We start from the raw sequence: 10,207 nt of genomic DNA on the forward strand, positions 1-10,207 counted from the left end.
CGAGATCCACCACCTCGACTGGCGCACGCTGAACTTGGACTTCCTGTCCTTCCCGAAGTTCGGCGCGGCACCGCTGGAGCAGATGATCGGCTACGTCGATTCGGCGTTGGCCTGGGCGACCACCACCGAGCCGCCCGCGCTGCGGCGGGCCGTCGAATGGCTGCGCGCCAACCTCTACGAACCCGAACACGTCACCCTCTGCTGGGGCGACGCGCGTATGTCGAACATCCTCTACGACAAAGAATTCCGCGTCGCGGGCGTGCTCGACTGGGAGATCGCCTACATCGGCGACCACGAGGCGGACCTCGCCTGGATGCTGTTCCTGGACTGGGCCTGCTCGGAATTCCAGGGAACCGAACGACTTCCGGGTACTCCCACCCGCGAGGAGTCGATCACCCGCTACGAGGAACGCAGCGGCATGAAGGTCCGCAACCTGCGCTACAACGAGGTGCTGGCCGCCGTCCTGCTCAGTATTCCGTTGCTGCGCATGGCCCATCGCCTGAACTTGGCGCCGGACATCGACATCACCGCATTCTGCACACAGCGGGTAGCGGAGTTGCTCGGCGACGAGTAGAAACGGTGCCGACTCGAACACGGGTCCGCGCGATTCGTGTTCGAGCGGCGGTCAGGTGAGCACGCGTTGGTGGCGGTCCTGGTCGAAGGTGGGCAGGGGGGCGCCGGTGCGCAGCACGCGGGCGATCGCGGGCTCGGCGAGATGCAGGCGGCCGATCGCCACCAGGTCGAATTCGCCGTCGGCGAGCCGTCGGTAGAGGCCGTCGAGCCCGGCCGGTTCGGGAATGCCCTGCTCGTGCAACGACGTGCTCAGTCCGACGCTGCCGACAGCCATGCTGTACGCGCCGGTCAGCTTCTTCGCCCAGCCCGCCAAGGTCAGGTCGCTGCCGTCGAAGGCCGGTCGGTCGAAGAACCTGCTGCTGGCGTCGAATACATCCACACCGGCCTCCGCCAAGGCGGTGAGGATCTGTCCCAGTTCGTCGGGATTCTCGGCGATGCGTGCGCCGTAGTCCTGTTGTTTGTGCTGGGAGAAGCGGTAGAAGATCCGCAGTCGCGGACCTATTTCCCGGCGGATCGCGCGCACGACCTCGACCGGAAAATTAACGCGTCTTGCCAGATCGCCGCCCCAGTGGTCGGTGCGTTGATTGGTGGCCTCCCAGAGGAACGCGTCGAGGAGATAGCCGTGGCCCGCGTGGACGGCGATGCCGTCGAAACCGACCGCCACCGCGTTGCGGGCCGAGCGTACGTAGGCGGCGATCACATCCTCGATGTCGTGTTCGGTCATGGGGGCGGTCGGTGCGCTCACCGTCGACAGGTAGCGCTGGGAGTACGTCGTGCGCCCGACCCGGCCCCACAGTCCCGAGGGGCGCAGGGGGGTGATCGCCGGGTCCACACGAGCCATCGCGCCCCACAGCGGGCCGACGTGCCACAGCTGCGGCACGATCTTGCCGCCTGCGCCGTGGACGCCGTCGACCACGCGACGCCACCCGGACAGGGCTGATTCGCCGTGTAGCCGAGGCACTTTCGTGCTGTCGACCGCCGTCGGATGATCGATCGCGACGCCTTCGGTGATGATCAGCCCGGTGCCGCCCTCGGCGCGCCTGCGGTAGTAGGCGGCGACGTCGTCACCGGGTGTGCCGCCGGGGGAGTGCTGCCGGGTCATCGGCGACATGACGATGCGGTTCGGCACTGTCAACGGCCCGATTCGCAGGGGAGTGAACAGGGCGTCGGCGGCGGTCATGCACCCACGCTCTCAGTGTTGGCAGCCCCGGGCAATCGGCAAGCCCGCTGAGCGGCATCCACGTGAATTATGTAACAGGTTACTATGTAATGATGCCCTCGGAAACCTCGCCCCGCCCCGGCAGGCCCCGCGACGCCGACAAGGATCTCGCGGTACTCATCGCCGCCAGGCAGTTGCTCGCCGAGGTCGGCTACGCGCAGGCGACGGTCGTCGCGATCGCCAAGCGCGCCGGGGTCAACACCCCCGCCATCTATCGCCGGTGGCCGACTCGTCAAGCGCTGCTCGAAGAGGCTGTTCACGGCCCCGGTGGGCACACGCTGCCGGAGCCGACCGGCGATCTCCGGGCCGATCTGGCGACCTGGGTGCGCGTCTTCCTGGCTCGCGCCGACAGTCCCGCCGCCCGTGCGGGCGTGCCGGGCCTGCTCGCCGATTCGCAGACCGAGGAGGCTCGCCGCAGGTTGCTCGCCATCGGCACTCCCGTGCGTAAGGCCTTCGCCGAGTTGCTGGGTAGCGCGGTCGACGACGGCCGGATCGCCCTCGGCGCCGATGTGGACCTGATCTTCGAGATCCTCTCGGGTACCACGACATTCCATGCGCTGCTGCGTGACGCCGAGGAGGGTGAAGACTTCGTCGCGCGCCTGGCCGACGCGTTGTATGTCCTGGCGTCCGCGGGGCGCTGAGGCGGCTGATCACCATGACTCAGGCGACGTTCCCTGCACCTGCTCAGCGGTGGCCGGTTCCGCCTCGGGCTCGGTTCGCAGACCCGCGCGCACATCGAAAAGCGGTACGGCGGTGAGTGGTCGCGCCCGGCCGCGCGCATGCGGGACGTGGTGCTCGCCATCAAAGCCGTGCTCGGGTCCTGGCAGGAGGGCGCCCCGCTGCGTTTCGACGGCGAGTTCACCCGGCGATGCCACCGACCTTCGATCCCGGCCCGAATCCCTGTGGGCTGCCGCAGATCTGCCTCGGCGCGCTCGGCCCGATCATGACCAGGACCGCGGCCGAAGTGGCTGACGGGCTGCTGGTCATGCCGTTCAACAGCGCCCGGCATTTCACCGAACGCACCATGCCCGCCATCGAGGAGGGGCTCGACCGCGCCGGGCGCGATGCCGCCGATCTGCACATCTATCCACAGGTGATCGTCGCGATGGGTCGCACGCCGGGTGAGCTGGCGGCCGCGGCCGTCGGTGCGCGCCGGCTGCTCGGCTTCTACGGGTCGCGCCCCGCGTACCGCGCGGTCCTCGACGCCGAGGGCTGGGGCGAGCTGCAACCGGAATTGAACGCGCTGTCCAAGCGCGGCGAGGTCGCGGCGATGACCGACCTCATCGATCAGACGATGCTCGACACCTTGGCTGTGCACGGGACACCGGAGCAGTGCGCCGCGGCGATCATCGAACGCTTCGGTGCGTATGCCGACCGGATCTGTTGCTATTTCCCGGGTTACGACGTGTCCGACGAGTACATCGAGGACCTCGTCACCGCATTGCAGGTGCCGTGAGCATCCGGATCGAGGTCACCGACGGTGTCGCGGTGCTGACGCTGGATCGGCCCGAACGCCGCAACGCCTTCACGGGCGCGATGGGCCGGGCGATCGGCACGGCCTACCGCGAACTGGACGCCGACGACGCGGTGCGCGTCATCGTGCTCACCGGCGCGCCCCCGGCATTCTGCGCCGGCGCGGACATCGGTGGGGGTGACAGAACCTTCGACAAGCCCGACAGCGCGACGTTTTCCGCGTCTCCCGTCGACCCGCCCGCCTTCGCCCTGCGCAAACCGGTGATCGCCGCGGTGAACGGGCACGCGATCGGCATCGGCCTGACCATCGCCATGCAGGCCGACATTCGCATCGTCGCCGAGGACGCGCGCTACGCCATTCCCCAAGTGCGGCTGGGTGTTCTGCCCGACGCGATGGCACAGTGGACGGTGGCCAAGAAGTGCCATGGGTGGACCCGATGCGGGCGAGGGCATGCGTGCCCGCGCCGATCGGCGCCGACCGGTCTGGTCGGCGCGGTTGTCGCGCGATTGGCGGGGATTCCGACCACCGATGTGATGGCTGCCTTCGCCCGTGAATCGTCGCGCGGCGGGCGCTGAGCCTGTTTCGCGAGTCGGTCGACTGCGGTTGCGCCGCAATCGGTTTCAGCGCCGGGTGTCGGCCTCGCGTTGCCGCCACTGGCGGGGGCTGACCCCGTACTTCGCACTGAACCACCGCGAGAAGTTGCTCACCGACGAAAAGTCGAGCAGGTCACCTACTTCGGTGAGGGAGTGGCGGCGGTTGGCCACCATCCGCTCGGCCAGTGCCCCGCGGATCTCGTCGACCATCGAGGTGAACGTCGTGCCGTCCTGGGCGAGCTTGCGGTGGACCGTGCGCCGGTCGACCCCGAGGCTGCGCGCCACCTGTTCGACGGTGCACCGGCCCGTCGGCAACAGCAGTTCGACGAGTTCGCGGACCCGGTCGGCGACCGTGGCCTCCCGCGAGGGCGCCATCGCGCCGAGCAACTGCTGCGTGTAGGCGTGCAGCAGCGGGTCGGCCATCGCGTTCTCCGCGTCGAGATCGCTGCTGTAGGTGAGGATTCCGTCGAAATCCTGATCGAACTCGACATGCGGGCCGAACATCTTGAGGTAGGTGGTGCTCTCGCGCGGGGCGGGGTGGGAGAAGCACACCTGCATCGGCCGCCAGGTGGGTCCGACGAAACCGCGGAGCAATCCGTGCAGCACCCCGGTGGTGAGTTCGACGGCCTGCCGCACGGGCACCGCTCGGCCGACGTCCACGCTCACCCGAATGGTGGCCATGCCGTTCGCCTCGATGACCTCGGTGTGCAGCGCCTCGTTGTACATGTGCTCGTGGCGCGACAGCAACCGCAGCGCGCTGCGCACGTCCGGTTCCTCGCGGATGACCAGGCTCAACGGGCCGAGGTTGGAGAAGCGGCGCAGCTGCGCCAATCGCACACCGAAGTCTTCGCGGCCGGATTCGGCGGCCGAGCGTTCCAGTAGTTCGGCGACGGCTTCGGCCGGAATCCAGCGGTCCTGCGTGCCGAAACCGGCCGGGTCGAGTCCGCAATCGCGGATCAGCCGGGCCGGTTCGAGCCCGAGCGAGCGCGCCAGTTCGACGTAGTCGTTCAGTGACGCGTACCTGGACAACGGCTTCATCCGACACCTCCTCGCTGTCCCGAAATGAATAGTTTTCTGTCCCGTGAGGGCAAATATCTCGGTGTGACCCACCCTACAGTTAGCTGCATCACACAGGAGGAGATGGCAGTGGCACACGCAATTCGATTCGCTGAAACCGGTGGTCCCGACGTGATGCGGTGGGAGTCCACCGAGGTCGGTGAGCCGGGGCCGGGCCAGGTCCGGATCCGGCACGAGGCGGTCGGTCTCAACTTCGCCGACACGTATTTCCGCACCGGTCTGTACCCGGCGGCGTTGCCGGCGGGCCTCGGCGTGGAGGGGGCGGGCGTGATCGAAGCCGCCGGCCCCGGCGTCGATTTCGCGCCCGGTGACCGCGTCACCTACACCGGCAGTCCGCTCGGTGCGTACAGCACCGAACGGATCATGCCCGCCGAGCACCTGATCGCCCTGCCCGATGCCATCGCGTTCGACACCGCGGCCGCGACCACGATGCGCGGCCTGACCACCGCCTACCTGTTGCGCCGCATCCATCCGCTGCGCGCCGGCGACACGGTGCTCCTGCACGCGGCGGCGGGTGGTGTCGGCCAGTTGTTCACCCAGTGGGCGAAACTGCTCGGGGTCAGTGTGATCGGCACGGTCTCCAGCGAGGAGAAGGCGGCGGTCGCCCGCGCCAACGGCTGCGACCACGTGGTGATCTACACCCGCGAGGACGTCGCGACCCGGGTCCGTGAAATCACCGACGGCGCGGGCGTTCCCGTGGTCTACGACAGCATCGGCAAGACCACCTACCAGTCCTCGATCGACTCCCTCGCCCGGCGCGGTCTGCTGGTGTGCTTCGGCACCGCCTCGGGTCCGGTGCCGCCGATCGAGCCGATGCAGCTGGCCGTGAAGGGCTCGCTGTACGTCACCCGGCCCGCGCTCGCGGACTACATCGCCGACCCGGCCGAACGCGCCGAACTGGCCGGTGAACTGCACGACCACCTCACCGCGGGCCGCCTGCGGGTCGAGATCAACCAGCGCTACGAACTCCCGAACGCCGTCCAGGCCCATCGCGACCTCGAAGCGGGCCGCAGCGTCGGCGCGTCGGTCTTCGCGATCTGACGCGCCCACCGGAAAGGAACAAGCCAATGACCGTTCGAACCGCGATCCACGCGGTGCCGCTGACCGCGACCATCGGCGCGCAACTGCACGGGGTGGACCTCGCCGAGGCCGCCGTCGACGACGCCCTGTTCGCCGAACTGCGCACCCTGCTGCTGCGCCACAAGGTGCTCTTCGTCCGCGACCAGGACATCACCCGCGCCGAACACGTCGCCCTCGCTGAACGTTTCGGCCCGCTCGAGGACCACCCGGCCCTCGGCAGCGATCCCGACCACCCTGGTCTCGTCCGCATCTACAAGGACCTCGACAGTGCGCCCGAGCACTACGAGAACGCCTACCACTGCGATGCCACCTGGCGGGTCAATCCGCCGATGGGCGCCGTGCTGCGCTGCGTGGAAACGCCGCCCGTCGGCGGCGACACCATCTGGGTGAACATGGTCGAGGCGTACAAACGGCTGCCGCAGTCGGTGAAATCCCAGATCGCGCATCTGCGGGCCCGGCACAGTATCGAGGCGAGTTTCGGCGCCGCGCTCACCGAGGAGAAGCGGCTCGCCCTGCACGAGCGTTTCCCCGATGCCGAACATCCGGTGGTGCGCATTCACCCGGACACCGGCGAGGACATTCTGTTCGTCAATTCCTTCACGACGCATCTGGTCAATTACCACACGCCGGAGAACATCCGATTCGGCGCCGACTACGCGCCGGGCGCGAGCGAACTGCTCAATTACCTGATGCGCCAGGCGAGTATCCCCGAATACCAGGTGCGCTGGCGCTGGACCGAGAACAGCTTCGCGATCTGGGACAACCGGTGCACCCAGCACTACGCGGTCCAGGACTACTGGCCCGCCGTCCGCAAGATGGAACGTGCCGGGATCGTCGGCGACCGTCCCTTCTGACATTCCCTTTTTCGATAACCCCCGCAATTCCGATCGGAGTACCCCCATGCATTTTCACGACGACGCACTGTTCCCGGAGAACCAGGAAAAGCTGGTCATCACCGTCGCACCGTACGGCCCGGAATGGGAACTCGACGACTTCCGCGACGACCTGCCGCTGACCATGGACGAGCACGTCCAGGCGGCTGTGGACTGCTACGAAGCCGGCGCCACCGTGCTGCACATCCATGTGCGTGAACTCGATGGCAAGGGCTCCAAGCGCCTGTCGAAGTTCAACGAGCTGCTCGGCCGCCTGCGCGAGGCCGTGCCGGACATGATCCTGCAGGTGGGCGGCTCGATCTCGTTCTCGCCCGAAGGTGAAGGCGCCGACGCGAAATGGCTCACCGACGACGCCCGGCACATGCTGGCCGAGCTCGATCCCAAGCCCGATCAGGTCACCATCGCGATCAACACCAGTCAGATGAACATCGTCGAGCTGATGACCGAGGACGACATCGCGGGCACCTCCTTCGAGCGGCCCGATGTGTACGAGGCCTATCGCGAGATGTTCGTCCCTGCGGGTCCGACCTGGGTCGCCGAACACCTGAAGCGATTGCAGGCCAACGGCATTCAGCCGCACTTCCAGCTGTCGAGCATCCCGCAGCTCGAGACCGTGGAGCGGCTGATCCGCCGCGGCGCCTACACCGGCCCGCTCATGCTCACCTGGGTCGGCATCGGCGGCGGCTTCGACGGGCCGAACCCCTACAACATGATGGAGTTCATCCGCCGCACCCCCGACGGCGCCGTGCTCACCCTGGAGACGCTGATGCGCAGCGTGCTGCCGGTGAACACGATGGCCATCGCCATGGGTCTGCACGCGCGCTGCGGCAACGAGGACACCCTGTGGGGTCGCAAGGGCGAGAAGATGACCTCGGTCCAGCAGGTCCAGCAGCTGGTCCGGATCGCCGGCGAGCTCGGCCGTGAGGTCGCCACCGGCAAGGAAGCGCGCGAGATCTACAAACTCGACGAGCACTACGCCGACGCCGACGAGACGCTCGCCAAGCTCGGGTTCGCCCCGAATCGCCAGCCGGGTCAGGTCGGGTTCACCCACCACGCCTGACCCTTCCCCTTCTCGACAACCCGGTGGACGTCAGCGACGACGTCCACCGGTTCGCAGGAGCACCCATGGACCTCACCACCACCGCCGCGAAGCCCGCGCCGGCGCCGAGCCGTTCCTCGACCATTCGCCGCAACTATCCCTGGCTGGTGTTCGCACTGGCTTTCGGCCTGCTACTGGCCGACTACATGTCCCGACAAGTGCTGAGCGCGGTCTTTCCGTTCCTGAAAACCGAATGGACGCTGTCGGATTCGCAGTTGGCGTCGCTGAGCAGTGTTGTCGCGCTGATGGTCGGGTTGCTCACCCTGCCGCTGTCGGTGCTGGCCGACCGGTGGGGCCGGGTCAAGAGCCTGGTGCTGATGGCCGTGGTGTGGAGTATCGCGACGCTGGTGTGCGCACTGGCCGACAACTATCCGCAGATGCTGGCCGCGCGTTTCTTCGTCGGCGTCGGGGAGGCCGCCTACGGCAGCGTCGGCATCGCGCTGGTGCTCAGTGTGTTCGCCGCGCGGCGGCATGCCGCGCTGAGCGGCGCGTTCATGGCCGGTGGTTCGTTCGGATCGGTGCTCGGTGTCGCCGCGGGCGGGGTGATCGCCGTGCACCTGGGGTGGCGGTGGTCGTTCGCGACGATGGCGGTGTTCGGGCTCGTGCTGGCCGTGGCGTTCTGGGTGGTGGTCAAGGAGCAGCGCAACGCCGAACACGCGGCCGAACCCACTCCCGAAGTCGCCTTCCGTGCGCCGATTTCGACGCTGTTCACCAATCCGGCGGTGCTGTGCGCCTATGTGGGCAGCGGGTTGCAGATGTTCACCGCCGCGGTGCTGCTGTCGTGGATGCCCAGCTTCTTCAACCGCTACTACGGGCTGGCCCCGGACCGGGCCGCGGGTCTGGCGGCCGTGATCGTGACACTCGTCGGCACCGGCATGGTGGTGTGCGGGGTGATCACCGACCGGGTCGGGCGTTCGGAGATGGCCCGCAAGTGGACCACCGCGATCGTGTTCTGCTTGACCTCGCTCGTCACCCTCGGCATCGGATTCAGCCTGAGTACCGGTGCGCCGCAACTGATTCTGCTCGGCATCGGCGCGTTCTTCGCCGGCGGCTCGGCCGGTCCCACCGTCGCCATGGTCGCCAACCTCACCCACCCTTCGGTTCGCGCTTCGGCGTTCGGCACCCTCACCCTCGCCAACAGTCTGCTCGGACTGGCGCTCGGCCCGTTCGTCGTCGGCGTGCTCGCCGATCACCTCGGGTTGCAGAACGCGCTGCGTGTCACCCCGGTGGTGTCGGTGCTCGCCATCGCCGCCCTGCTCCTCGGCCGCCGGATGTACCCGATCGGTCTGCGCAAGCTCGCCACCGTCCACGCGGCGGCTCCGCACTGATCCCGTCGAAAAGGATTACCGCACAGATGAACTCCCTGAACGAACCCACCGTCGTGATCGTGCCCGGTCTGCGTGACCATGTCGCAGGCCACTGGCAGACGCTGCTCGCCGACACCCTCGACGAGGTGGCGATCGTGCCGCCGCTCGAGCGCGACGGGCTGAGCCTGGCCGCGCGGGTCGCCGCACTCGAGGCGGTGCTCGCCGAGATCGACGGCCCTGTCGTCCTGGTCGCGCACAGCGCGGGCGTGATGATCACCGTCCACTGGGCTCAGCAGTCCGACCGGCCGGTGCGCGGCGCGCTGCTCGCGACACCGCCCGACTTCGAAACCCCGCTGCCACCGGGCTATCCGACCGCCGAGGAACTGGCGGCCAACGGCTGGACACCGATCCCGCGGCGGCAGTTGCCGTTCCCGAGCATCGTGGCCGCGAGCAGCACCGACCCCTTGGCCACGACGCGTCGCGTCGCGGGCATGGCCGAGGTGTGGGGGAGCAGGCTGGTCGACCTCGGCGATGTCGGCCATCTGAATCCGGCGGCGGGCTACGGTCCGTGGCCGCGCGCCCAGGAACTGCTCGACGAACTCCTCGACCTCACCGGGGAGCTCGCCCGATGACGACGGTGTTCACCACGGCTGCCGCGGCGGTCGCCGATATCGGGTCCGGATCCTCGCTCGCCGTCGGCGGTTTCGGGGTGTGCGGCATTCCCGACGCACTCGTCGCCGCACTGGCGGCGGGCACGGCCGACGAGCTGGAGATCTTCTCGAACAACTGTGGCACCGACAGTCATGGGCTGGGGATCTTGCTGGCGCAGAAGCGTATCCGTCGGATCACCGCGTCCTATGTCGGGGAGAACGCCGAGTTCGCGCGCCAGTAT

At 68.1% G+C, this 10,207-nt stretch carries 10 protein-coding genes and 2 pseudogenes; 10 read left to right on the forward strand and 2 right to left on the reverse strand.

Annotated elements, in window-relative coordinates:
• A partial coding sequence (locus ACFWF3_RS11545) for a phosphotransferase family protein (protein WP_379313593.1) occupies window positions 1-574 on the forward strand: 574 nt, incomplete at its 5' end.
• Window positions 575-625: 51 nt separating this feature from the next.
• Here ACFWF3_RS11545 and ACFWF3_RS11550 read toward each other — a convergent pair.
• Complete coding sequence (locus ACFWF3_RS11550; protein ID WP_379313594.1) at window positions 626-1,753, reverse strand: NADH:flavin oxidoreductase; 1,128 nt, start codon at window positions 1,751-1,753, stop codon at window positions 626-628.
• A gap of 92 nt (window positions 1,754-1,845) precedes the next feature.
• Between ACFWF3_RS11550 and ACFWF3_RS11555 the strand changes: the two genes are divergently transcribed.
• The 3 genes and pseudogenes from ACFWF3_RS11555 to ACFWF3_RS11565 all read left to right on the forward strand — a co-directional run.
• Window positions 1,846-2,433 carry a TetR/AcrR family transcriptional regulator gene (locus ACFWF3_RS11555; protein WP_379313596.1) on the forward strand — a complete coding sequence of 196 codons (588 nt, stop codon included), beginning with the start codon at window positions 1,846-1,848 and terminating at the stop codon, window positions 2,431-2,433.
• A 33-nt stretch (window positions 2,434-2,466) separates the two neighbouring features.
• Window positions 2,467-3,248: pseudogene (locus ACFWF3_RS11560) on the forward strand (TIGR03617 family F420-dependent LLM class oxidoreductase); the annotation flags it as partial.
• A pseudogene (locus ACFWF3_RS11565) lies at window positions 3,245-3,682 on the forward strand (enoyl-CoA hydratase/isomerase family protein); the annotation flags it as partial. The pseudogenes ACFWF3_RS11560 and ACFWF3_RS11565, both read left to right, overlap by 4 nt.
• Window positions 3,683-3,886: 204 nt before the next feature.
• Here ACFWF3_RS11565 and ACFWF3_RS11570 read toward each other — a convergent pair.
• Window positions 3,887-4,897, reverse strand: a complete 1,011-nt coding sequence (locus ACFWF3_RS11570; protein WP_379313597.1) for an AraC family transcriptional regulator — start codon at window positions 4,895-4,897, stop codon at window positions 3,887-3,889.
• Window positions 4,898-5,005: 108 nt separating this feature from the next.
• On the opposite strand from ACFWF3_RS11570, the gene ACFWF3_RS11575 reads away from it, so the two are divergent.
• From ACFWF3_RS11575 to ACFWF3_RS11600, 6 genes are all read left to right on the forward strand, one after another.
• Entirely contained in the window at window positions 5,006-5,977 is a 972-nt protein-coding gene (locus ACFWF3_RS11575; RefSeq protein ID WP_379313598.1) for a quinone oxidoreductase family protein, read from the forward strand.
• Window positions 5,978-6,003: 26 nt separating this feature from the next.
• Window positions 6,004-6,870: a TauD/TfdA dioxygenase family protein gene (locus ACFWF3_RS11580; protein WP_378994636.1), complete on the forward strand. Its 867-nt coding sequence runs from the start codon at window positions 6,004-6,006 to the stop codon at window positions 6,868-6,870.
• A 46-nt stretch (window positions 6,871-6,916) separates the two neighbouring features.
• Window positions 6,917-7,969, forward strand: coding sequence for a 3-keto-5-aminohexanoate cleavage protein (locus ACFWF3_RS11585; protein WP_379313599.1), 1,053 nt, complete (start codon window positions 6,917-6,919; stop codon window positions 7,967-7,969).
• Between the two features lie 65 nt (window positions 7,970-8,034).
• Window positions 8,035-9,336 (forward strand): MFS transporter, encoded by a 1,302-nt coding sequence (locus ACFWF3_RS11590; RefSeq protein WP_379313601.1) that lies wholly within the window; start codon window positions 8,035-8,037, stop codon window positions 9,334-9,336.
• A 26-nt stretch (window positions 9,337-9,362) separates the two neighbouring features.
• Window positions 9,363-9,947 carry an RBBP9/YdeN family alpha/beta hydrolase gene (locus ACFWF3_RS11595; RefSeq protein WP_379313602.1) on the forward strand — a complete coding sequence of 195 codons (585 nt, stop codon included), beginning with the start codon at window positions 9,363-9,365 and terminating at the stop codon, window positions 9,945-9,947.
• On the forward strand, window positions 9,944-10,207 hold a 264-nt coding region (locus ACFWF3_RS11600), incomplete at its 3' end, for a CoA-transferase (protein WP_379313603.1). The genes ACFWF3_RS11595 and ACFWF3_RS11600, both read left to right, overlap by 4 nt.

Source organism: Nocardia sp. NPDC060220, assembly GCF_042727815.1.
Taxonomy (GTDB): domain Bacteria; phylum Actinomycetota; class Actinomycetes; order Mycobacteriales; family Mycobacteriaceae; genus Nocardia.